This window comes from Geobacter grbiciae (assembly GCF_018531165.1).
GTDB classification, from domain to species: Bacteria; Desulfobacterota; Desulfuromonadia; order Geobacterales; family Geobacteraceae; genus Geobacter; species Geobacter metallireducens.
The window spans coordinates 65,185-88,471 of the sequence record NZ_JAHDIW010000008.1 but is presented as its reverse complement, the minus strand read 5'-3'; the positions used below and the strand labels follow the sequence as shown (position 1 = coordinate 88,471).

Below are 23,287 nucleotides of genomic sequence, written 5' to 3'. Positions count from 1 at the left end.
ATGGAAGAGACCGGACAACTGTCGGAGAAAATTCGCCAGCGCCTCGACAGGCACCTGAACGAACTTGCGGAGAGGCAGAAGCAGATCGACAGCACGATGAAGGAGATGCTGGATCTACGTGAGCGGTTTGCCGCTGCCGCCCATCGCCTCCTGGAATCCGTTGTCCATCCCAGGATGGTGGAGTTGTCGCACCAATTCGACAACGCCTTCGTTTCCGATCGGCATTCCGGCACCGACTTTTACTGCTCCTGCGAGTTTGCCCACACGCCGCGCTTTCCCGCTGAATTGCTATTGCGCTCCTTGGCACAATCTAAGTAAAAATTACTCACTTCAGTGGATAGTTTGACGAATCTCGGGATTTGGCTCTAACTCGTATGGATTTGACGATTGCATTGTCATGCTGGTGCTCGAGTCGATAGGCCAACTGGGCACGGGTCAGACCGAGCATTCTCGCCGCAGCGGAAAGGTTCCCTTTTGCCTTTTCCACGGCGGCGTTTGCCAGCATGTTATTGGCCTGTTCCATTGTTATCCTGCCGCTCAGGATGGCATCACAGAAGCTTTCACCACTTTCCTCCTGGTCGGCGCTCAAGCCCCCTTTGACATCAAGCGCAAACTCGTGGAGTCCATCGTTTTTGTACGAAGGAAACATATGGTTTATATGGATGTGGGTGCCGTTCGGCGCAAGCATTACAGCGCGCTCGACAACATTCTGCAGTTCACGGATGTTGCCGGGCCATTGATAGGCGAGCAAAGCCAGCTTTGCCTTGTCGGAAAATCCACGCAGCTTCTTGCCGTTGATCGCGGAGTACTTCTTGAGGAAGTGCTTGGCGAGAAGCAAAATGTCCAACTTACGCTCTCTGAGTGACGGAATGTTAATCTGCAGCGCGTTGAGCCGGTAATAAAGATCGGATCTGAATTTTCCCACCTCAACCAGGTTTCGCAGGTCGATGTTTGTTGCCGCTACAAGACGCACGTTTACTTTATGTGTTTTTGTCCCGCCGAGACGTTCAACCTCTCCCTCCTGAAGCACCCGAAGTAGTTTTGCCTGCGCCGAAAGGGGGAGATCTCCCACCTCGTCAAGAAATAACGTGCCTCCGTCGGCTCGCTCAAAGCGCCCGGGGCGAGATATATGTGCGCCCGTAAATGCGCCTTTTTCCACGCCAAACAGTTCGGATTCCACAAGGTCGTGTGGAATGGCGGCACAATTGATGGCGATGAACGATTCCTTGCTACGTGCCCCCTTCTCATGAAGAGTGCGCGCAAATACCTCCTTGCCAACTCCTGTTTCTCCAAGCAACAGTACCGTAATCTGGCTATCAACTGCTTGCGTAAGAAGATCGTAAGCGGCGAGAAAAGCAGGCGAATTCCCCAGCACATCAGAAGGCAATTTTTTCTCGCCCATTGCGGAACGTAAGTGCACAACCTGATTCTGAAGACCGATGAGCTGGTCGGTAATGGATTCCTGATTCATCATTAGTGAAAAATCGCTGGAATCATCCCATTCCTCGACCGGTTTCCCGACAAGGTAGCAGTGGTTCGCGCCAGCAGCGAAACAGTTTACTTCCCTGCAAAGTATTTGCTTGCCCATAAAAGCTGAGCAATAGCCGCTCGAGTAGCCCTGTAAATACCAACACACCCCTTCGGTGGACTCACCATAATGGCGCAGGTACGCCTGACTCTCCCAGGAATTCTCCAAGAGAGCCTCGACATAAAACGTACCTGCTTTCCGGTCAATTTCTAATTTGGGGATAGTGGTCTTGGCATTTCCTTCCAATGTGAACAAGAGTGGCCCGGCCATGAAATTCTCATTATCAGTTGCCCTATCCCGGCTGATATGGGTGAGTTCATAATCACTTATGCCGGTAGCATAGCCTATGCGCATGATCACGCCCCGCGCACGGCCCACTCCGAGAGTTTCGATCAACTCACGGCGCAATTTCGCATGAGAATCCGCATGAACAAGAAGCATACGGTGCTCAGACAACCATATCTCACCGGTTTCGCTTGAAAAACGCAATTGCGAACGTAGATTGTTACTGACCACGGTACTTGCAGAGCTTTCCTTCGCGAGCTTACGCTTTTTCACTATGTCACCTTTCTCGATAAATGCCTCAGATGTGACCCAGCAATATCTAACATTGTTTTATATGTCGCATTTACTTAAATTGCAATTATATACAGTCAGTACTCCGAACTTACTATACCCCGGGCAACGGTAAATTATAAAAAGCATTGCATTATTGACTAGTTATATTATCAACGTCCCTTCTCCCCCCTCGGACTGGCAAGCGCGCCATCGCCCACCACAACTCCACAGTTATTCAAGTGTATAAAAAAAATGTTCATCATTTTCTGAAATATTGAATCCTGAGAGCAGTATTTAGAAAATAATCAAACTTTTCCCCGTCACACTTTCATTCTCGCATAGTGCCGCCCCTCCCCCCAAATCGCTTCCCCCACCCCCACCAACACAAAATACAAACAAAATTTTAGCACCTAATTCATATCATAACATGGCGATTTAAAAGAAGCTACGTCTAGTTGTCAAATATACACTAAATACAATGTGAGACCTGTTTAATGTCTTATGAAACAGTGTTTTGGCACAACTGCTGCTAATGCTCTACTAGAAAGCACGTTCGGTTCAGCAGCATACCCTTTGTCAATCAGGGAGGTGCACCATGCTCACTCCACTCATCACCGAAATTCAAAGATTCTGCCTCCATGACGGCCCCGGCATCAGAACTACCATCTTCGTCAAGGGCTGCCCTCTCCATTGCCCATGGTGCCATAATCCTGAGAACATAAATCCCAAGCAGGAGTTCTATTACCATGCAAGCAAATGCAGTAATTGCGGGCAATGCCTGACTGCTTGTCCATCGAGCGTCAACAATGTTGACTATGGCGGCTGTATTGGGAAAACGACTGATAGGACCCATTGCACGTCATGTTTACAGTGTGTATCCGGCTGTCGGTTTGGCGCACGCGAAACCGTAGGCAAATCCATTTCGATGGAAAGCATTGTCCAGGAGGCTGTGTCGGATCGAATTTTTTACCAGCATAGCGGGGGTGGAGTCACGGTCAGTGGCGGAGAGCCTCTGATGTATCCTGAATTCACCCGTGATCTGACGTATAGACTGAAAGTAAAAGAGAATGTTCATGTAGCGATAGAGACATCTCTGTTTGCCGAATGGCATACTATTGAACCCCTTCTGAAGTACGTAGATCTTTTTATTGTCGACATCAAAACCCCTGATCCCCAAAAGCATCAACACGTTATCGGTGGTTCCCTGCACAAAATCTTGTCGAACCTGGAACGGCTCCTGGAAGCCAGGGCAACAGTACGTACCCATCTCCCGATCATTCCCGGCATCAACGACACCAGCCAAGATTTCGAAGCCTATGCAGAGTATCTGGGGCAGTTCGCCAACCACCTGTCCGGAGTCGACATCCTTCCCTATCACTCCTATGCGACGGGGAAATATGTGCAACTGGGGCGCAGCTATCAATACCTGGGGGTTCCCGACCTTCCGGCACATCAGCTTACCCCCCTGGTTAACGCACTCAGGCAACAAGGAATTCGAGAGATCACCCTCGGCGGTATGGTTGGGTCGTCACCAGCAGTTGAAAATGTTGCCGGCACGAGATCGCTGAAGCCAAGGCGCGACTATTTGCCACGCCCGGTTTATTCGCCGCAGGGAAAGGGGGTGGTTGTCACTCAACGCTAATCGAGATGTATCACGACAATTCCGCAGGATGTCAACCATGCACATAAAGGAGATTCAAAATGACCACTTGTAAGAATTGCTCATTCTATTTTGCCGTTCCTGAAAATGCCGGGGACTTTGAAGCAGGCAAAGGAGACTGCGTTATCGAAAAGGAGGACGCAAAGGGTAAATACTGGCTGTCCAAGCCGACCAGGAACGATTCTCCATCATGTAAAGCATTCAAAACAGCATAACAAATGATAAAACAGGGGGTTATTCATGTCAACGGTTGCTGCATCAATTAAGTACAATGACAAGGTTGTCGATTTTCCGCTGGCAAATCAGGAAGAAAATGCAATAGCTGATGAAGTACTTCATGAAAATCTTGCCCGTCCCACCACGGAGAGGACAAAGAGACTCAAGGCACGGTGCCGTTGGAAGCATGCCGCAGCTGGAGAATTTGTCGATGCGGAGGTTCGGGCCGGCATCGAGCGGATGCGCTTCATCACCGAAGCGCACAAGGCGAGCGCAGGGCAGCCGGAAGTGATCAGAAGAGCGTTGGGACTCGCTAACATATTGAACAAAAGCACGCTGGTCCTGCAGCAGGACGAATTCATCATCGGCTACCACGCCGAAGACCCCGAGATGTTTCCACTCTATCCTGAACTCGCCTATATGGCGGTCCAGGACTACCTCATGAGTGACTACTCCCCCCAGCCCAAAGATGAAGCTGCGGAGATTAATGAATACTGGAAGAAATACAGCATGCAGGCCAAGGGCGAGCGGTATTTCACCCAGGAAGAACTCCTGCAGATGTACCAGGTGAGCACCATGGAGGCTCCGGGGTTCGCCACGGGATACAACAGTATCAGCCCCCCTTACGAAACGGTGCTGCAGGACGGTCTGTTGAAACGCATTGAAATGGCACATGAGAAGATCGAGCATGCCAAAAGGGAAATGCAGAAGATTCCATGGGATGCAACAACCGGACTGGAATGGATCGCCAAGATCGATGTCTGGAAGGCAATGATCATCGCGGATGAAGCCGTGATCAACTGGGCCCGGCGCCATGCCCGGCTGGCGAAAATTGTTGCCGAGAACTTCGAAACGGACCCGGCAAGAAAGGAAGAGTTGCTGGAGATTGCCGAGATAAGCCACCGCGTTCCGGCAGAGCCGTGCAAAGGCTTGAAAGATGCGTTCCAGGCTAAATGGTATACCTACCTGATCTGTCATGCCATAGACCGCTATGCCAGCGGTTATGCCCAAAAAGAAGACGAAATGCTGGAGCCCTATTACAACATAAGCGTGAAGGAGAAATCCTTCCAACCCATGACCCACACCGATGTGGTGGAAATGGTTGAAATGGAGCGCCTGAAGATCTCGGAACATGGCGCAGGGAAGTCCAGGGCATACCGCGAAATCTTCCCCGGTTCCAACGATCTTTTCATTCTGACCATCGGCGGGACCAAGCCCGGTTATGTGGATGCCTGCAGTGACATGACCGATGCCATTCTCGAAGGTGCAAGGAACATCAGAACCACGGAACCGTCCATCGTGTTCAGGTGGCATCCGGTCGGCCGCGAGAAAACCAAACGCCTTGTCTTCGAGTGCATCCGGGATGGCCTGGGGTACCCGTCCATCAAACATGACGTCATTGGTACTGAACAGCTGAAGTATTACAGCCAGTTCAGCAAGAATAACAATGGGGCGACCGATGACGAGGCCCATTACTGGGGTCTGGTGTTGTGCATGTCTCCCGGTGTATGTGGCAGGCGTAAGACCCATAAGACCAGGTCCGAAGGTGGCGGCTCGATCTTCCCGGCCAAGATGATGGAAATCGTCCTTGCGGACGGGTTTGACTGGTCCTATTCGGGCATGCAGCTGGGTCCGCACACCGGGGACCCTACGACATTCAAGACGTTTGAACAGCTGTGGGAAGCGTTCAGGAGCCAGTATGCCTACGCGACGAGCAAGGTGATCCGTGCCAAAGACATCATGCGTTATTTCGAATCGAAATTCCTGCAGATGCCTTTCGTCTCAAGCATCGATGATGGCTGCATGGAGCTGGGCATCGACAGCATGGAACTTTCCGAGCAGCCGAACGGTTGGCATAACCCCATCACGACAGTCGTTGCCGCCAACTCCCTGGTTGCCATCAAGAAACTGATCTATGACGAGAAGAAGTACACGATGGCCCAACTCGTCACTGCGCTCCGCGCAAATTGGCACGGCTACGAGGATATGCGCCAGGATTTCCTGAATGCACCCAAATGGGGCAATGACGACGAATATGCCGATACCATCATCAAGAAATTTTACGAGGATATCATTGGCGGCGAGATGGCAAAGATCACCAATTATTCGGGTGGACCAGTACTTCCCGTAGGTCAGGCGGTCGGCCTTTACATGGAAATCGGGTCACGGACCGGCCCAACCCCGGATGGCCGTTTCGGTGGCGATGCCGGTGACGACGGGGGTATTTCTCCCTACATGGGGACGGACAAAAAAGGGCCGACTGCCGTACTGAAGTCCGTTTCCAAAGTGCAGAAAAATCAGAAAGCAAATCTGCTCAACCAGAGGCTTTCCGTGCCGATCATGCGCAGCGTGCATGGTTTTACTATCTGGAAATCCTATATGGATGCCTGGGAGAAACTCAACATAGATCATGTCCAGTTCAACTGCGTGAGCACTGCAGAGATGAAGGCCGCCCAAAAGGAACCCGAAAAGCATCAGGATCTCATCGTCAGGGTTTCGGGCTTCAGTGCCCGCTTTGTGGATATCCCGACCTATGGCCAAAACACCATCATCGCCAGAAACGAACAGGCCTTCGGTGCCGATGATCTTGAATACCTGAACACACAACTCTAACAAATACATCCACGTGGAGGCATTCCCGGCGGGATGTCTCCACGTGGCCCGGAACAGGAGGCAACAGTGAGCGCAACAAGTAATGGCAACATGATGCACGAAGAGCCTGGCACGAAGAAACCGTGTCAATCATGCAAATGGCAGATAGCGGACCCCACCAACCCGCTTCGGGGACAGTGCACCGTCAATAGAAATGCCATGGGTGGCGTATGGAAACGGTGGGTAACCGACGTAAACAGGATGACCTGCGGCAAACATGAAGTCGGCAAGCTCAGCTTCAGAGAACATGTTTGATATTGGTCAGGCGGGGTAATTCTGGGCAATATGGTCCCACCAGGCTTTGATAACCCCGTTAGTACAGACCGGGAAGAAGGCGGTACCGACATCGGTGCCGCCTATCACCTTTACCTGAAGACCACCGTGAGGACACATCGTATGTCAGCCAGTAAACAGAGTAACTTATCGGTACCCCAGGAAGATCCCTATTTTTATGTAAGCAAGGACGTGGCGGATATCTTTGAAAAGATCCATCAGCTATCGCAAAAAAAACCGGTGAACGTGCTGATCTCCGGTAGGCAGGGATGCGGAAAGTCTTCACTGGTAAGGCAGTATGCCGCCATCTACCAGAACCCTTTATCGACGTTTCAAGTCGGCATACTTTCCGAGCCTGGCCAGCTGTTTGGTGAATACGCGCTGGAAGCCGGAGAGACCAAATATAAACAGTTTCTGTTCCCCGAGGCTATCCAGACCCCCAACTGTGTCATTCACCTGGAAGAGATCAACCGGCCGGAACACCCGAAGGCCTTGAATATGCTTTTCTCCCTCTTGTCCGACAGTCGCGAGGTCTGGCTGGAAGAGCTGGGACAGGTAAACGTGGCGAAAGGGGTGGTGTTCTTTGCCACCTTGAATGAGGGGGATGACTTTGTCGGGACTGAACTGCTCGATGCCGCCCTGCGTGATCGCTTTTACTTTTTGCTGATGGATTATCTGCCGAACGACGTGGAAAGAGAGGTGTTGATAAAAAAAACCGGCATCACCGCTGTGCAGGCAGACGACATCATCTCCGCCCTTAACTTCCTGAGAAGCCATTCCGATCTCAGGATCGACGTATCGACCAGAACGGCCCTCATGATCGGCGATATGATGGCAGTCGGCGCAAGCTTGCGACAGGCCCTGGCCGTCAGTCTTCAGACCAGCCAGGAGGCGCTTGAGTCGGTGCTCATCGGCCTCCATGTCAACAAGGGGTACACCGAGAGCGTCGGCAATGAATACGTTCTGTTCGACCACACCTGGCAACAGCACACCAGAGAATATCGATGATTCATTCCGAAATAACCTCTCGGGACGGTAAAGCTCAGGAACGTTTCCTGATAGCCGGCGAAGACGGTTTTTCCGAATACTGGCGCAGAGACAAATCGCCCGTTGAGATACTGGAACTGGCGAAATTGCTGCGCGGCATCAGAAAGATGGTTTCTCAAGTCGGCAGAAACAGCGGCAACGTAGTCTGGGAAGGAATGCCGATTACCCGATCCGACAGCATCGAAATTGATCCCTCACCGATCATGGGACGCTATCCGATCCCCGCAGTTCAGGCCGACATTGCCATAGGGCTCGCCATCAGAAGCGCCTACCTGAAGACGGAATGGACCGGCCATGTCCTGAAGCTGGCCCAGACAAAACTCGAACTCCCTCCGATGTATGCATACAAATTTTCCCTCTTTCTGGATATTGCGGAAAAGGTTTATGCGGATCTCGTTGCCAACAGGAGCATCCTCGGCCTGTATGCGGCAAAGGCCCGGGAATGGGAGATTGCAAAGGCAGCAAAACAGTTCATCAGCCCCCCCTCATTCAGCGAGCTGCTGCACATCTGGTGGCGGATCGCCGCCGATGCGGAACAAGAAACCTACAAACAACCTTACGAGGATCGTTCCGTCGTGGAAATGGCTGGGAGAACCTCGAATAACCAGCCCTATACCAAGCCGATGGCGCTTCTTAACTCCATTGTGGAAGATTTGATCACACACTGCGCCGCTCTGCCGGGTGTGACTGAACGCTGTGAATACCGGTTGAACCGTTATGCCTCCATTTTCAATGAGTTGCTGGAAATGGTGAAATTCTGGCCCGCCGACAGGAAGGACCCCTTTCTGCTTTCCGCGGATTTCACGGAAGACGTGGCTCAGGAAGACCAGGAAATGGACGCAGTCAAGGCTACCCTCCTGAGTTTTGCGGACGAGATCGAAAGCACTATTGAGACGAAGCATGTGGATTTCACCGAGCAGGTACGACTGCTCGTGGCCAATTTTGGCGATGTGGTTCGCGTGGAAGGGAATGACATCGTCATGCCGGCGAAGAAGAATGTCGATAACGCCCTCCTCTACAAGCTGAAAACAGTGCTCCAGCTGGCTGCCCAGCGAAACATCTCCTTCAGCAGAGGCCTGGATTCGGGGAGGATCGATCGCACGCGCCTATACCGGGCGCCCACAACCGGCTCTATTTTCAACCTGAAGAAAACGAAGTACGAATTGCACAACGATATAGTTCTCCTTGTGGACTGCACCGGTTCCATGTCGGAACCCACCAAATGGTCAAAGGCAGAACTCATCTATCAGACCCTTTATACCGCCATCCATGATTACAACGCCAATGCCCGGATCTTTGCCTACAACGAACGGAATGAGACCTGCCGAATCACGGAAATTTACAAACAAGGGCAATTCTTTTCCGTCATGCCCCATGGCAGGACCGCTTCCGGCGAGGCCATCATCGCCACGGCAATAAGCCTCAAGCCAGGCGCACGCAAACCATTTATCATCCATATTACCGATGGGGCATCCAACTGGGGGTGCGGGGTGCGCGACGCCATCGCCTACTGCAGGAAGAAGAAGATAAACCTGCTGACCCTGGGGCTTGAATGCGATCCCATGAACAAAACTGCTCTGTCGGAAGAATATGGCGAGATGATTCAGTTTGTTGACACTATGGAGCAGTTTCCAAATGTGTTTAAAAAACTCCTTTCACCCAAATAAAAACAAAATTAGCCATACCCGTTAGCGATCAAGACAGTGTAAACAAAACATCTTTCGGTAAAGGTGAATCAATGAAATATAAAATTGTTACACCGTGCACCCTGGCAATGGTCGCAATCATAGTGTCGACTACGTTGCGAGTGGCTTATGCAACAGATGTGTTCCGGCTCGAGGGGTTTGGTCCCGTGTCGCGTGGCATGGGGGGGACCGCAACGGCGTATGATGTCGGCGCCGCGGGGATGATGACTAATCCGGCAACACTGTCGCTGATGAGTGCCGGTTCAGAAATACACGTGGGCCTGGACGTCGTCATGACCGATATTTCCGCCCAAAATAAGGCAACAGCGGAAAATGCCTCGTCTGACTCCCACTCCAATAACCGTGGCCCCTATGCCGCACCCGAAGCGGGATTTGTCTATCGTGCCGCTCCTCTGACGCTTGGATTTGGTGCTTTCGCCCAAGGTGGACTGGGAACGGAGTATGGAAGGAATACCTTTCTTTCCCGTGCTTCCGGCAACCTGGACACAGGGCTGGATAATTCCAGCCGTCTGCTGGTTTTGAATATCCCCTTCGCAATTAGCTACGATGTCAACGAAAAGTTGACCGTAGGAGCCGCCATCGATGCAATGTGGGAAGGTCTGAACCTGGGACTCCTGCTGCCGGCAGAACAAGTCGGCGCACTTATCGGGGAAGGACGCGTTACCGGCAGTTTGCTCCCTGTACTGGGAGGACTCCCCGACTTACGCGGCGCTCATTTCAGCATGACGAAAAATCAACCCATCGCAAGCGGCATAGATGCGTGGGGTTTCGGCGCTCGGATCGGGTCGGTCTACAAACTGTCCAAGGACACTATTATTGGCGCCGCGTACAGCATGGAAAGCCGGATGGCGGACATGGAAGGCAATGCCACCATGACCGCAGTCGACGGGAGTGCGGGACAGATTCCGCTCAAGGGGAAAATAAAGTTGAGCGGCTTGCAGATGCCGGCCCATCTGGATATCGGCGTCAGTCACCAGATCAACGAGCATTGGTTGGTGGTTGCTGATATCTCACGGGTTTTCTGGAAGAATGCAGTGAAAGACCTGAATGTCGCTTTCGTGGCGGATGACGGTAAGTACATCGATATCCGATTACCTCAGAACTACAAGGATCAAATGATTTATTCCCTTGGTGTCGCATACCGAACGAGGCCCTGGACGTTGCGCTGCGGTGGGCGGATTGCCAGCCAGGCCATGCGCTCCGACACGGTGATTGCGGTCATTCCAGCCATTCCCACCAAGCATGCATCAGCAGGATTCTCGTATGATTTTTCGGCGGCGAACACGGTGGATTTTGCCTATTCGCATGCGTTTGAGGAATCGTTCGACAGTGCGAACACACAGCTTGTGCATTCACAGAACAACTTCAGTATTGCCTATACTCACAGATTTTAACCTGAACCCGTTCCAATAACACAGAGCAACAGAGCAACAGAGCAATCAAGATCTTGCAATAGAAGCAGCATTCACCTATCAGGCGAGACTTTAAAAGTTTTTCTATAAGATTTCCCTTTGGTTTCACTCTGTTGCTCAGTTGCTCTGTGTTTCAAATGCTTTTTCTAGGATTTTTTTTGCGCTGATAGTGGAAGGCTGATGCCAATGTGGTTAACCTATATCACCATCGGGACATTTGCCGGGCTTTCTGCCGGTCTGTTTGGTGTCGGGGGCGGTTTGATCATCGTGCCGATACTCACGTTTATGTTCACCGCCCAGCATCTGCCGGAAGAACATATCCTCCATCTGGCCCTCGGCACATCCCTGGCCTGCATCATGTTCACCTCCATTTCCTCCCTGCGTGCCCATCACCGGCATGGAGCCGTGGATTGGGCTGTGGTGCGACGTATCAGCTTCGGCATCATCGCCGGTACGTATACAGGTTCATGGGTCGCCGCCCAGCTCTCGACCCGCTTTCTCAAAGGGTTTTTCGTCTTGTTCCTCTATTACATCGCCGCGCGAATGCTGCTCGATATTAAGCCCAAACCCCACCGCCAGCTTCCCGGCCGTACAGCTCTGTTTGGCGTCGGCGGGCTGATCGGCTGCGTTTCCAGTTTGGTCGGCATCGGCGGCGGCAGCATGTCGGTCCCGTTTCTTGTCTGGTGTAACGTTGCCTTTCACCGGGCTATCGGCACATCGGCGGCAATCGGTTTTCCAATCGCGCTGGCCGGAGCTGTCGGCTACGTGATTAATGGTCTACAGGTGCCGCTTCCCCCACACTCTTTCGGTTTTGTCTACCTCCCTGCGCTGTTCGGTATTGTCGTCGCAAGTATCGTGACTGCGCCGCTTGGCGCAAAACTGGCGCACAACCTGCCAATTTATAAATTAAGGCTTGTTTTTAGCTTGCTGGTGATCGTGATGGGAACCAAGATGCTGCTGAGCCTGTTCTAAAGTGGATCAGCCATGGCAGGCTGGGGCAAAACTGGGAAATGGAGCAAACACTGTTCCGAATCATTTTACCGATTAGAGATCAAGCGGGAGCGGTATGAATCCGGCAACCAGTTGGGACAGAACCGTTGATGTGGTCGTCATCGGCTATGGCGGCGCCGGAGCGACGGCGGCCATTGCCGCCCACGATGCCGGGGCCGCCACACTGGTTCTCGAAAGCACCCCCCAAGGGGGAGGGAATACCCTGGTCTCTTTCGGCGGGTTCATCAGCCATAACGACCCAATAAAAGCGCTTGCGTATGTCAGGGCGCTTTTTGATTCTTCCCATTCGGATAGGGATGATCGATTGTTGCGGGTTTTTGTCGAAGAATCGGCAAAAACTCCCGACTGGCTTAAAACATTAGACAATGAAGTTGCTTTTCAGACCTATGGCGGCGCCGGCTATCCTCAACTTGCCGGCGCCGAGGCGATCATTAGATATGTCGTAAAAGGCGCTAACCGGGGAACAACGGCCTTTGCTCGGAATCTATGGCAGCTGCTCTCCCGGGCCGTGGAACGCCAAAGGAATATCCCGGTTCTGACCCGAACTCGGGCGAAACGCCTTGTTACCGGCGGTAACGGTGAAGTAACCGGAGTCATTGCCCAATCTGCAGGGGATGAAATCGCGATTCAGGCAAGACGTGGCGTCATCCTTACGAGTGGCGGATATGAATTCGACCCGATAACGCTCAAAAACAGCGTCAAAGGAAGTCCTCTTTACTCCCTGGGGCATTCCGGCAACCGGGGCGACGGGCTTCGCATGGCACAAAAAGTCGGCGCAGCTTTATGGCACATGAACGGCGTCTCCTGCGCCTTCGGATTCAAGGCGCCTGAGTTTGACTCGGCGCTGTTGATGTCCATCGGCACCACCGGCCAGATATTTGTCGACAGGAACGGCAAACGCTTTGTTAACGAAAGCGCTGTGGAACGTCAGGCCGGTTTATTGGCTGTAGATTACTTCGACAGCCATGCCCTTTCATATCCTCGTATCCCTTTTTACCTGATTTTTGATGAAAATAAGCGCAAGCGGGAACCGGTTTCCGGCTTGATCGGTCTCGGCTCTGCCGGCAGCCGCTACTCTTGGAGCAAAGACAACACTTCGTACAGAGATCGACAACGGCTGGATTGTGCAGGCTGAGACCGTAGCCGACCTGGCCCGGAAACTGGGAATCTCCGGTTTAACCCTGCGTGATACCATTAAACAGTGGAATGCATCCGTACGGGCGGGAAAGGACACGCTTTTCGGTCGCGAGATTAAGGAGAATAGTGATCTGGCCATGATCCATACCGCACCGTTTTATGCCATGGAAATTTATCCCTCGCTGGCTAACACCCAAGGCGGACCACGGCGCAATGAACGGGCACAGATCGTCGATCCCTTCGGCGATCCGATACCGGGATTGTACGGAGCCGGAGAACTCGGTTCCCTCTGGGGATTGATATATCAGGGTGGAGGCAACATTGCCGAATGTCTGGCCTTTGGCAGAATTGCCGGTGTGAATGCGGCGGCAGGCAGGTGAAATGCCGCAGATTCCGGATTTTTCAGCAATCTGCGGCATTTCAATGTCTTAGTTCAGGGTGTTGAAAGCCTTCATTAGTGTAGGCGGGCGAGCACCGCTGCCGCCACATTGTTCATCAGCACGTGCCCCAGGGCCTGATTGTTTTCCGACATCTCCCGCAGCCTCGCCCCGTTGATGTCCACGACCCTGACCGGCTTGGTTGCCCGGGCGGAAGAAGTGTAGTGGTATGGTTTTATCAACGATGAAACGCCGAAGATCGCCCCGGGGACGACGGAACAAACCGTGGAGTTTGCAACGGATCCCGCTCCGCCATTGCTGTAGAACAGCTCCACGCCCCCTTCCAGCAGGAGCATCAGGTTGTCGGCCTTACTGTTTTCCTTGAAAATAACGCTACCTGTGGGAAAAGATTTCTCCTCGCTGATCAATGCAATATCCTTGAGTTGTTCGTCCGTCAGTGAGGCGAAGAAGCGATAAACCCGCAAGCGTTCCGGTGAAATCATGGCTGTTCCTCCTTTGAAACCGTGTACACTGTCTCCCCTTCCTGCCGCTCCGGATACGAGGCACCTCTCAGGGAGACTCTACCTTCAGGTAGGACTTACCGTCCTCCGAGCATCCCAGACGAATTTTCAGGCCGCCGGAAAAGGTGATTTCCGTAGGGAAAAGTTCATCATCGCTCGTGTATTCCAACCTGTCACCATTCTCATTCTTCATGTCTCACCATTCCTTTCACACCCCTGACGTTGCGGTGGCTGCGGTGTTGCCGATCACCCTGCAAAGAGACTTCTCCCGCCACAGACATAGAAGACCTGACCGGTAATGAACGACGCTTCGTCATCCAGGAAAAAGAGGACAGCATTGGCGATATCTTCGTCCTCACCGATCTTCCCCATCGGTTGCTTGGCAAGAAAGCCGAGCCGGTTCTTTTCCGGAAGCTCGTCCCACATGGGGGTGTGGATGAGGCCCGGAGCAATGCAGTTGACCGTGACCCCTTTGCGCCCCAGTTCCAGGGCCAGGGTCCTGGTAAGCCCCACCAGGCCGGCCTTGGCCGATGAGTAGGGTGCCTGTCCCGCCCCTCCGAGCCACGCCCTGGAGGCGATATTGACGATCCGCCCCCCTCCTTTTTCGATCATGTGGCCATGCGCCGCCTGGCTGCAGAGAAAAGCCCCCTTCAGGTTGACGTCCACCGTCAGATCCCAGTCCGTTTCACTGAGATTTCTCAGGGCGCCGGCCCGTTCCATCCCCGCATTGTTGACAAGGATATCCAGGGAACCGAACCTCTCGACCGCGCTTTTCACCATCTCCTGAACAGCGGAGGTTTTGCAGATGTCGGCCACCACACCCATTACCTCAAACCCTTGTGCCGAAAATTCCTTAACCGTCTGATCGACTTTGTCTGAAACAATGTCGTTGATGACGATCTTTACCCCCTTTTCAGCAAGCCGCTGCGCTGTCTTCTTCCCCATCCCGCTTGCCGATCCGGTTATCAATGCCACCTTCCCCTGTAAACCTGCCATGACTTCCTCCCGATGTGGTATCCGCCCCTACGCGGACATTGACGAATAGATGCTCTTGCCGCCACAGACGATAAGATTCTGCCCCGTGACATAGCCGCTCAGGCCCGAGGCAAAATACGCCGCGGCATAGGCAATATCCTCCGGCTTGCCCAGCCGCTGCACCGGCAACCGGGCAGCCCCTTTCTCCTCCTCTTCAGGGGATAGGGGACATTCTGCCGTCTTGACGTCCCCCTTCAGGATCTGGTTTACGGTAATGCCGTCCTTTGCCAGCTCAAGCGCAAACGAGCGTGTCAACCCGAAGATGGCTGATTTTGCGGCGCTGTAGTTGGCCTGTTTCGGTGTTCCCAGATAATCGAGGCTGCCGATGTTCACGATCCGGCCATACTTCTTGTTCTTCATCACCGGGATAACGTTCAGGGAGAAGGAGACCAGCGGAGTGATATTTTCTTTCAGGGAGCGCTCCCATGTCTCGACGGTCCCTTCAGTGATCGGTACACCGTCCCTGTGATCGATGGCGTTGACCAGGATGTCTATCGAGCCATGTTTCCCGGCAATACCGTCTACTGTGCTCTTGACTGCGCCGGAATCGGCACCGTCAATGGCAATAACTTCCGCTTCACCCCCTGCCGCTGCCACCAGGGCGGACACCGTGTCCAATTTCTGCCGATTTGTATCGATCAGGACGACTCTCGCCCCGAGCTTTGCAAATCTGACGCTGATCGCTCCGCCAATATCGTTTGCCGCTCCCACTATCAGTGCTGTTCTGTCTTTCATGACTGCCTCTCCTTACCCGCTGAGGATTTATTGGTCAGATGCCTCGCTTACCACCCCTTTACCAGCATGTGCATGGTGCACGCCGCATGCTCGGTGCCGGAGAGCCCACCACCCGTGACGTGGGACATGGCGACCTTCGGGGTCGGACCGACCTGGTAACCGCCGCATTCCCCCCGCAGCTGCTTCACGTTCTGGGCGATCTGGGCCGCTCCGGAAGCGCCGATGGGGTGGCCGTAGGAGAGCAGCCCACCCCGGGGACTCACCACGCACTGGCCGCCATAGGTGGACTGGCCGTCCCTCAGGAACTTGAGTCCGTCCCCCTTTTTGCAGAGCCCCATGCACTCGTAATAGAGAAGCTCGGCAATGGTGAAGGCGTCGTGCAATTCGAGAATATTGACCTCTTTCGGGCCGATCCCCGACTCCTCGTACAACTTTTCCGAAGTGGTCTCGGTGATATCGTCGCCGGTAATGTCCCGCGGCCGGTTATGGTACGGCCCCGACTCCACCACCACACCCGCCACCTTGACCGGCTTGGCAATCCCCAGTTTTTTCATCATCTCCTTGGAGCCGACCACCACGGCGGCCGCGCCGTCGGCAATGCCGCAACACTGCTGCAGGGTCATGGGATAGGCAACCATCCGGGAATTGACCACTTCTTCCACCGTGATCGCCCCCTTGAACCAGGCATAGGGGTTGTGGGTGGCGTGCTTGCGGTTTTTCACCGTGATCATCGCCAGATCCTCGATGGTGGCGCCGGTCTCATGCATGTATCGGGTCGCCCGCATGGCGTATTTGCCGGTCATGACCGCCCCGTGCATGGTTTCGATGTCCGACCTGGCAGCACTGAACGCGGCTCCGCTCTGGCGGTGCATGGTATGGTTCTCAGTGCCGACTCCGATGGAAAGGTCGGTAACTCCGGTGGCCACATCCTTAATGGCGCAGAAGACTGCCATGGCGCCGGCTGAACAGGCGCTCTGCACATTGATAATCGGCAGATTGGGCCCGCACATCCCCAGCCCCCTGAAAACAGCCTGGCCGGTGGTCATGTCGTTCATCCCGTTTCCCACATAGGCGCTCTGGATCATGTCCGGTCGGTCGATGTTCGATCCGTTCATCGCCTGCAGAGCAGCCTCCCTCCCCAACACATCGAAATCGACGGTATGCTTGCCGAATTTCGTTTCCCCCACCCCTGCTATGTATACTTCACGCTGTAATTTCATAACCTTCTCCCGTTTCTTTCAATAGTTAGGCAATCTTCTTAAACTTGTAGCTGATGATCGGCAGATTATCGTTGTTCATCCTGATCGGCCCCAGAGTCAGTTCCACCTCTTCGTCGCAGCGATAGGTGTCGACTTCACCCTCCAGTTGGGCGAATACCCGCAGATTCTCCGGCAGATCCACATAGGCGAAGATGTATGGGGTTGCCAGCCCCTGCTGGCCGATATAGATATCCGAAAAACTGTAGACCTTCCCTCTGCGGGAGAGAGGCACCATTTCGAACTCCTCACTCCAACAGTTGGTGCACATCTCAGTCTTGAAATCGAGTTGACCGCATTTCTTGCAACGATACCCCTTCAAATAGGGAAGGCCGCCGTCCTTGGGCACTTCCAGAATATCCGGATGAAAGAAGGTAATATCCGGTTCCTTCTCTTTCGTCTTTTTCTGCTTAACCTCTTCCTTTGCCATGACACTCCTCCTGTAGTTGTTTTCAGCGCTCTTTATGAAAAAAATGACCTTTCTCACCCTTCCATCTGACTGCACACCAGTTCCGCGATATCCTGCACCATCTGCTCTTCCGTAAATTTCTTCAGGCCGTCCGTCAGCATCAGCATGCAGAACGGACAGGCCGTGGCGATGGTTTTTGCGCCCGTGTCCAGCGCCTCTTTGGCCCTGGTCTGGTTGATCCGGGTCCCCTCTTCCTCGGTCCAGTAATTGCCGCCGCCGGCACCGCAGCAAAAGCTTTCGCACCCATGCCTCGGCATCTCCACCAGGTGGCCGATTGAGGAAACGACGCTGCGCGGCTCCGACAGCACGTTGTTGTGCCGCCCCAGGTAGCAGGGATCGTGATAGCAGATGCTCCTGCCGCTGTTGGCGAGCGTTATCTTCCCTGCCTCTATCAGACTGCGGATGAGCACCGCATGGGGGATGACCTCGAACTTCGCCCCCAGCAGGGGGTAATGCCGGGTGAAGCTATTAAAGCAGTGGGGGCACATGGTGATGACCTTGGTCACCCCTAGCTCGTTAAACTCCTCGATGTTCCGGCCGGCAATCTCCGAAAACAGAAATTCGTTACCCATCTGTTTTGCCGGATCGCCGGTGCAGCGGTTTTCCTCCAGGACGCCGAATGAAACCCCGGCCTTCTTAAGGATGGCGACCATAGCCCGGCCGATATGCTGGGTCCGCTCCTCGTAGGCAACCGAGCAGCCGATCCAGAGGAGATATTCGGTGGCGCCTTTTTCAAAAAACGGGACCTCCAGCCCCTTGCGCCAGTCGTTGGGGCCGAAACCGGTACCGATAAAGGGATGTTGACGGGCCTCCAGGCTGCGGTGCGCCTGTCCCATGATGTCGGGCATTTCCGACCGCTCCATGAGGAGATGCTGCCGCATGCTGAGGATGGCGTTCGGCTGGTTCACCGATACCGGGCAGGCTTCCATGCAGGCGGCGCACGTGGTGCAACTGTAGATGGCGTCCGTGGATATGGTGTCGAGGATCGAGTCGTCGTCCATTTTCCCTTGCTGCAGGTACTCAGACAGGGTGACCATAACCCCCTTGGGAGAGAGATGCTTGCCGGTCTGGGCTGCGGGACAGACCTCATGGCACCGGCCGCACTTCAGGCAGGTAGAGATATCCAGCAGGTTCTTCCGGCTGAAGTCGGCCAGCTTGCTGACGCCGAGGGTCGGCGTCTCCTCCCCTTCCCCCTCGAACGCCTCGAAGTCGATGACCCCCATCTTAGGGCCGGGGATCGGGGTATCGAGACCGGCGTTGGCCGGAGCCAGCACCAGGTGGGCCAGGGGGGAGAACGGGATATAGGCGATCAGGGAGAGGACGAGCAGACCGTGAAGCCACCAGAGGTACCGATGAAGTTCGAGTCCGCCTTGCCCGGTTGGCAGCATGAACCCGAGCCAGTTGCCGACGAACGAGCCGGGATCAATGCCGTTCTGGGCGATTCGTGCCCCCTCGATAAAGAAGCCGGTAATGATGATGGCGATGATCCCGATCTCGATCAGGATGAAGCCTGAGTTGGCCTTGAAGCAGGTCAGCCTTTCGGGTGGGGAAAGCCTGCGTATCAGCAGGAACAGCACCCCGGCCAGGGCTGCCACCCCGGCCCCGTCGAGGGCCACCCCCATGAACCAGTGGTTGAATTCCCCTTTGAATACGGGGATCTTAAACAACACATCTGCAAACACCAGCACGGTGCCGATGGACAGGAGCACCATTCCCCAGAACAGGAGGCCGTGGGCGATGCCGGTGAACGGTTTCTTGTAGATACGGGTCCCCACGATCCCCCGGGTCAGAAATGACCAGACATAGACCGGTCCCAGCTTCAGCGCATCAAGGGTAATCCCCTGCCTGACGCTCGCCTTCCCCTGGCGTATCCGTTTCCAGTGGCGGTAGATCCCGTACCCAAACACGGCCATTGCCGGGATGGAGAGGAGGTCGATCAGGAGGCCGTAGCTGATATTCCAGTAGGGGATCCGTTCCATGTCAGGCGTTCTCCTTGAGGGCGTTGATCAGGGCCGGGACCGCCTTTTTGTAGTCACCGACGATGCCGAATCTGGCCCGTTTGAAGATGTTGGCCTCGTTGTCCTTGTTGATGGCCACGACGCACTTGGCGTTGGAGATCCCCGCCAGGTGCTGGCTGGCACCGGACACCCCGACGGCGAAATAGACGGTGGGCGCGACGATTTTGCCGGTCTGGCCGATCTGGGCGCCGGGCGGCATCCACCCCTCGTCCACCGCTCCCCGGGAGGCCCCTACCGCACCGTTCAGCATTCCGGCTATCTCCTTCAGGATGGAGAAGTTGTCGCCGCTGCCGATCCCCCGCCCGCCGGTCACCACGACCTCGGCGTCCTCCAGGGGAATACCGGTGCGCTCCTCCTCGATCTCTTCCAGAAGTGTTATTTTCTGCGGTCCGACCGGTAATTCTTCGGTTGCCGTCGTTCCTTCCAGAATGGCCGCTTCGAAGTATTTACGCTTGATTGTCAGGACCAGCGGCCCGGACTCCAGCTTGTAACGGGCAACAGCCTTGGAGCCGTAGAGGGACCGCTCGATTGTCAGGTCAGGGCTTATGGCGGTAACCTCGGACAGAATCGGCGCGCCGAGGCTCACCGCCAGAGGACCGGCCAAGCCGCTGCCGATGGCAGTCGTGCTGAGAAGAATCAGCTCGTACCCTTCCCTCCTGATCAGATCGGTCAGGGAAGAGCCAAGGTTCGCCCCAAGGGTATCGGAAAGCCGGTAGGCCTTGCCGTAGCTCCCCTGCAACTCCCCGCTACCCAGCACGACAACATCCGGGGCCTGGCAGAACAGCCTGCTTGCGGTTACCAGTTCTCCAAGGATCTTGGCATTGGCCGTTTCGATGATCAGCGTTTTCATAGGTACCGTTCCTCCTTGAGCCTTCTCAAGAGAACACGAACAGCGTCGTCCATATCCTCGGCCGGGATCTGTTCACAGTTGGACTCGACCTTGGGGATGCTCACCGACAGTTCGGAGAGGCTCATCTTCCGGGCCCCGATCTCAGGCAGCTTCTCCACCGGCTTCTTCTTGGCCGCGAAGATCGCCTTGACCGCAGGAATCCGGGGAACGTTCTCCGGGACGCTGGTGATGGAGAGTACCCCCTTGCCGGAGAGCTTCAGCAACCGCTTCCCTGTCTCGGTTATCTGCGAAATCTTCCACCCTCCGTCAACGCTTTCAACGCCGCAGGCCTGGGGGACAAAGGGAAGGTCGAGCATGCCGGCCAAAACCCCCGGGACGACGCCACGGTCCATGTCCGAGGACTGGCGGCCCGCAAGGATCAGGTCCACGGTACCCTGGCGATCGATGGCATCCTTCAGGTTGGCGGCGATCACATACGGATCGTCCGAATCCCCTTCGACCAGAACCACCTTGTCAGCACCCATGGCGAGCGCTTTTCTGAGAAATTGGACATCGTCGTTCCGGCCATAGGAGACAACCGTCAGGTCGGCCCCGAGTTTTTCCTTCAGCTGCACGCCGAGTTCGACGGCGTTTTCATCGTACAGGCCGATCATCCTCGTGTACCGGGGATGGGCTCTGTTCCCCACCAGTTCGAAGTCTGCGGACGGCACTTCGTAATCCGGCACCACCTTTGCCAAGACGACTATCTGCATGATCCGGCTCCTATCTCCCCCGATACTGGGGCGCTCTCTTCTCGGCAAATGCGCTGAATCCCTCTTTCCGGTCTTCCGTGTCCCGCAGTATTCCCCACAACAGGTACGAAAAGTCGATGGCATGGGGGAGCGGCATGTCCATCCCCATCACTGCAGCCTGCTTGGCCGCCATGACGCTCAAGGGAGCGTTGGAGGCGATCTTCTCCGCATATTTCCTGGCCAGGGCCATCAGTTGGTCCGGTTCGGCAACATCGCTCACCAGCCCGACCCGGTGCGCCTCGGCGGCGTCGATCATCTCGCCGGTCAGGAGCATCTTCATGGCAACCGCCTGAGGTACGGCTCTGGGGAGGCACTGGGTCCCGTTCAGGCCGGCAAGGCTTGCCACCTTCGTCTCTGTGAGGGCGAATTTGGCCGTGGTGCTGCAGATCCTCAGGTCGCACGCCAGGGCCATCTCCAGGCCGCCACCAATGGCGTACCCGTTGATGCAGGCAATGATCGGCTTCCACATCTTCATGTGCGGGATGATCGGCTGCCCCTCCTTGTAGTAAAGCGCGGCCATGCATTCGTCCGGAACTTTCGACTTTTTCATGTCCGTGCCGGTGCAGAAGGCCTTCTCCCCTGCCCCGGTCAGCACCGCGACCCGAATATCGGGGTTGTTCTTCACCTCGCCCCATATCTCCGCCAGCCGCACGAGCCCCTCGGGGTCCAGCGCGTTCATGGCGTCGGGACGGTTCAGTGTGATGTAGGCGACATTCCCCTCTGTTACGAAATCAACTCCCATTGCATCCTCCTGGTATGGTTTAGACGGTACATCGTCATGTAGGGTCACTCCTCGTCGGCGGCAACGATAAACGGATTGTACGGCTTCTTCTCCTTCAACAGCTGCCGGGCAACCAGCCACCGGTGGACCTCTGACGGGCCTTCCACGATCCGCCACAGGCGCACATGGCGGGCCACGTATTCGATCCCCAGTTCATGCGAGACCCCGAGACCGCCATGGATCTGGATCGCCCGGTCCGCCACCCGGGTCAGCATTTCGGTGGCCGCCACCTTGACGCTTGCCCCTTCGATCCGCAGGTCCTTGTGCCCCTGGTCCGATTTCCAGGCCGCGTAGTAGAGCAGCCAGCGGACCTGTTCCAGTTCCATGGTAGAGTCCGCTATCCAGTTCTGGATCGTCCCCCGTTCGGCCAGCGGCTGGCCGAAGGTGATGCGGGTATTGGCCTGGTCGATCATCATCTGGATCAGCCGCTCCGCCATGCCGGTGCAGCTGGAGGCCAACTCGATCCGGCGCACGCCGAACCGGTTTTGTAGCGGGATGAATGCCTTCCCCACATCCCCCAGGATGGCATCGTCGTCCACTTCCACATCCTCAAGGATCAGGTCCCAGGTCGGCATGGGGCCGATTACCGGAATCTCCTTGCCGATCCGCACCCCCGGATGCTCACGGTCGATGAGAAATGCGGTAAACCGGTCTTTGGTCGATGCCGAGGGGTCGGTAACCGCGATGACGATGAAGAAGACGTTGTCATAGTCGCATTTGCTGATGAACGACTTGGTCCCGTTGATGACCCATTTATCCCCCTTCTTGACCGCCTTGGTCTTGAGGCCGCTCACGTCAGAACCGGCGCCCGGTTCGGTACAGGCCATGGCGGAATCGACGTCGCCGTTGCAGTAAGGGACGAAGTATTTTTCCCGCTGCCGGGGGCCGCAGCACTCGTGCAGGTAATAGAGGTTCGGGGCATCCGGAGGGAGGGTGAAGCCGTGGTTGGAGAAGCCGACCAGGCTCTTGGAGAGTTCCTCCACCACCAGGGTCTTGGCCAGCATCCCGAGCCCCTGGCCGCCGAACTCCTCATCCACCTCAAGCCCCCAGAACCCAAGTTCCTTCGTCTTCTGCATGAGCCGCTTGTGATCCTCGTCGGGAATAAGGTGGCCGGGCTCGGTCCAGAGAGAGAGCTCCCGCTCCAAGAGCGTCTTTTCCAGCGGCATCAGTTCACGCTTTACGAACTCGCGCATCGACTCTTTGAGCATCATGTATTCTTCGGGTATACTGAAATCCATTCTCTTTCTCCTGGTG

23 protein-coding genes are annotated in these 23,287 nt (G+C 55.1%); 11 read left to right on the top strand and 12 right to left on the bottom strand.

All coding sequences use genetic code 11. From position 1 onward, the window contains the following. Window positions 1-318 carry a hypothetical protein gene (locus KJB29_RS11135; protein WP_246561194.1) on the top strand — a complete coding sequence of 106 codons (318 nt, stop codon included), beginning with the start codon at window positions 1-3 and terminating at the stop codon, window positions 316-318. A gap of 7 nt (window positions 319-325) precedes the next feature. Here the strand turns inward: KJB29_RS11135 and KJB29_RS11130 are convergent, their stop codons facing one another. Both KJB29_RS11130 and KJB29_RS19710 read right to left on the bottom strand, forming a co-directional pair. Further along, window positions 326-2,086, bottom strand: a complete 1,761-nt coding sequence (locus tag KJB29_RS11130) for a sigma 54-interacting transcriptional regulator (RefSeq protein ID WP_215734637.1) — start codon at window positions 2,084-2,086, stop codon at window positions 326-328. A gap of 580 nt (window positions 2,087-2,666) precedes the next feature. Beyond that, the gene (locus KJB29_RS19710) at window positions 2,667-2,834 is read right to left on the bottom strand and encodes a hypothetical protein (RefSeq protein WP_343213563.1); all 168 of its coding nucleotides are present in this window, start codon (window positions 2,832-2,834) and stop codon (window positions 2,667-2,669) included. On the opposite strand from KJB29_RS19710, the gene KJB29_RS11125 reads away from it, so the two are divergent. From KJB29_RS11125 to KJB29_RS19365, 10 genes are all read left to right on the top strand, one after another. Then, a complete protein-coding gene (locus KJB29_RS11125; RefSeq protein WP_343213560.1) occupies window positions 2,751-3,728 on the top strand; it encodes a glycyl-radical enzyme activating protein in 978 nt (325 codons plus the stop codon). The genes KJB29_RS19710 and KJB29_RS11125 overlap by 84 nt on opposite strands. 59 nt (window positions 3,729-3,787) lie before the next feature. Beyond that, window positions 3,788-3,961, top strand: coding sequence for a benzylsuccinate synthase gamma subunit family protein (locus KJB29_RS11120; protein WP_004511526.1), 174 nt, complete (start codon window positions 3,788-3,790; stop codon window positions 3,959-3,961). A gap of 25 nt (window positions 3,962-3,986) precedes the next feature. Beyond that, entirely contained in the window at window positions 3,987-6,575 is a 2,589-nt protein-coding gene (locus KJB29_RS11115; protein WP_215734635.1) for a pyruvate formate lyase family protein, read from the top strand. A gap of 33 nt (window positions 6,576-6,608) precedes the next feature. Then, window positions 6,609-6,869, top strand: a complete 261-nt coding sequence (locus KJB29_RS11110; RefSeq protein ID WP_246561192.1) for a benzylsuccinate synthase beta subunit family protein — start codon at window positions 6,609-6,611, stop codon at window positions 6,867-6,869. A gap of 141 nt (window positions 6,870-7,010) precedes the next feature. Next, window positions 7,011-7,895: an AAA family ATPase gene (locus KJB29_RS11105; protein WP_215734634.1), complete on the top strand. Its 885-nt coding sequence runs from the start codon at window positions 7,011-7,013 to the stop codon at window positions 7,893-7,895. Next, window positions 7,892-9,601 carry a vWA domain-containing protein gene (locus KJB29_RS11100; protein ID WP_215734633.1) on the top strand — a complete coding sequence of 570 codons (1,710 nt, stop codon included), beginning with the start codon at window positions 7,892-7,894 and terminating at the stop codon, window positions 9,599-9,601. The genes KJB29_RS11105 and KJB29_RS11100 overlap by 4 nt, the downstream gene beginning before the upstream one ends. A gap of 71 nt (window positions 9,602-9,672) precedes the next feature. Further along, window positions 9,673-11,034: an OmpP1/FadL family transporter gene (locus tag KJB29_RS11095; RefSeq protein ID WP_215734632.1), complete on the top strand. Its 1,362-nt coding sequence runs from the start codon at window positions 9,673-9,675 to the stop codon at window positions 11,032-11,034. Between the two features lie 198 nt (window positions 11,035-11,232). Continuing rightward, window positions 11,233-12,024, top strand: coding sequence for a sulfite exporter TauE/SafE family protein (locus KJB29_RS11090; protein WP_215734631.1), 792 nt, complete (start codon window positions 11,233-11,235; stop codon window positions 12,022-12,024). A gap of 94 nt (window positions 12,025-12,118) precedes the next feature. Continuing rightward, on the top strand, window positions 12,119-13,198 hold the full coding sequence (locus KJB29_RS11085; RefSeq protein ID WP_246561190.1) for an FAD-dependent oxidoreductase: 1,080 nt from the start codon (window positions 12,119-12,121) through the stop codon (window positions 13,196-13,198). After that, a complete protein-coding gene (locus KJB29_RS19365; protein ID WP_343213558.1) occupies window positions 13,188-13,580 on the top strand; it encodes an FAD-binding protein in 393 nt (130 codons plus the stop codon). Before KJB29_RS11085 ends, KJB29_RS19365 begins: the two co-directional genes overlap by 11 nt. Before the next feature lie 74 nt (window positions 13,581-13,654). Here the strand turns inward: KJB29_RS19365 and KJB29_RS11080 are convergent, their stop codons facing one another. From KJB29_RS11080 to KJB29_RS11035, 10 genes are all read right to left on the bottom strand, one after another. Then, complete coding sequence (locus tag KJB29_RS11080; RefSeq protein ID WP_215734630.1) at window positions 13,655-14,080, bottom strand: cyclic nucleotide-binding domain-containing protein; 426 nt, start codon at window positions 14,078-14,080, stop codon at window positions 13,655-13,657. 264 nt (window positions 14,081-14,344) lie between these two features. Continuing rightward, window positions 14,345-15,094, bottom strand: coding sequence for an SDR family NAD(P)-dependent oxidoreductase (locus tag KJB29_RS11075; RefSeq protein WP_215734629.1), 750 nt, complete (start codon window positions 15,092-15,094; stop codon window positions 14,345-14,347). A gap of 27 nt (window positions 15,095-15,121) precedes the next feature. Continuing rightward, the gene (locus KJB29_RS11070; protein WP_215734628.1) at window positions 15,122-15,868 is read right to left on the bottom strand and encodes an SDR family NAD(P)-dependent oxidoreductase; all 747 of its coding nucleotides are present in this window, start codon (window positions 15,866-15,868) and stop codon (window positions 15,122-15,124) included. Window positions 15,869-15,915: 47 nt separating this feature from the next. Beyond that, entirely contained in the window at window positions 15,916-17,088 is a 1,173-nt protein-coding gene (gene bbsB, locus KJB29_RS11065; RefSeq protein WP_004511538.1) for a benzoylsuccinyl-CoA thiolase subunit BbsB, read from the bottom strand. Window positions 17,089-17,113: 25 nt separating this feature from the next. After that, window positions 17,114-17,554, bottom strand: coding sequence for a benzoylsuccinyl-CoA thiolase subunit BbsA (bbsA, locus tag KJB29_RS11060; protein WP_004511539.1), 441 nt, complete (start codon window positions 17,552-17,554; stop codon window positions 17,114-17,116). A 53-nt stretch (window positions 17,555-17,607) separates the two neighbouring features. Then, window positions 17,608-19,572: a heterodisulfide reductase-related iron-sulfur binding cluster gene (locus KJB29_RS11055; RefSeq protein ID WP_215734627.1), complete on the bottom strand. Its 1,965-nt coding sequence runs from the start codon at window positions 19,570-19,572 to the stop codon at window positions 17,608-17,610. A 1-nt stretch (window position 19,573) separates the two neighbouring features. Continuing rightward, the gene (locus tag KJB29_RS11050) at window positions 19,574-20,461 is read right to left on the bottom strand and encodes an electron transfer flavoprotein subunit alpha/FixB family protein (RefSeq protein ID WP_215734626.1); all 888 of its coding nucleotides are present in this window, start codon (window positions 20,459-20,461) and stop codon (window positions 19,574-19,576) included. Further along, a complete protein-coding gene (locus KJB29_RS11045) occupies window positions 20,458-21,213 on the bottom strand; it encodes an electron transfer flavoprotein subunit beta/FixA family protein (RefSeq protein ID WP_215734625.1) in 756 nt (251 codons plus the stop codon). The genes KJB29_RS11050 and KJB29_RS11045 overlap by 4 nt, the downstream gene beginning before the upstream one ends. 10 nt (window positions 21,214-21,223) lie before the next feature. Continuing rightward, a complete protein-coding gene (locus KJB29_RS11040) occupies window positions 21,224-21,994 on the bottom strand; it encodes an enoyl-CoA hydratase/isomerase family protein (protein ID WP_215734624.1) in 771 nt (256 codons plus the stop codon). 44 nt (window positions 21,995-22,038) lie between these two features. Continuing rightward, window positions 22,039-23,271, bottom strand: a complete 1,233-nt coding sequence (locus KJB29_RS11035) for an acyl-CoA dehydrogenase family protein (RefSeq protein WP_004511544.1) — start codon at window positions 23,269-23,271, stop codon at window positions 22,039-22,041. Window positions 23,272-23,287: the final 16 nt, after the last annotated feature.